At 54.7% G+C, this 517-nt stretch carries 1 protein-coding gene; it reads left to right on the plus strand.

What is annotated here, in order from left to right; genetic code table 11:
• On the plus strand, window positions 1-517 hold a 517-nt coding region (locus tag HMPREF1115_RS12025; RefSeq protein ID WP_002882713.1), incomplete at both ends, for a hypothetical protein.

Raw genomic sequence — 517 nt, forward strand, 5'->3', positions numbered from 1 at the left:
TCAGTCAGCGTCAACGAGTGTGAGCCAATCTGCCTCAGTAAGCTCCAGCCAATCTGCATCAGTGAGCTCGAGTCAGTCCGCGTCAGTAAGCACTAGCCAGTCTGCATCAGTAAGCTCGAGCCAATCAGCCTCAGTGAGCGCTAGTCAATCCGCTTCAGTAAGCTCGAGCCAATCAGCCTCAGCGAGCTCCAGCCAGTCAGCTTCAGTGAGCGCAAGTCAGTCTGCTTCAGCGAGCGCTAGTCAATCAGCCTCAGCAAGTGCAAGTCGATCAGCTTCAGCCAGCGCAAGCCAGTCTGCATCGGTAAGTTCTAGCCAATCCGCTTCAGCCAGCGCCAGCCAATCAGCGTCAGTGAGCGCAAGTCAGTCTGTTTCAGTAAGCACCAGCCAATCAGCTTCAGTAAGCTCAAGTCAATCCGCCTCAGCGAGCTCGAGCCAATCTGTATCGGTGAGCTCAAGTCAATCGGCTTCAGTGAGTGCTAGCCAGTCCGCTTCATTGAGTGCTAGTCAGTCAGCCTCT

The organism is Streptococcus oralis SK610 (assembly GCF_000257455.1).
GTDB lineage: Bacteria > Bacillota > Bacilli > Lactobacillales > Streptococcaceae > Streptococcus > Streptococcus oralis_CB.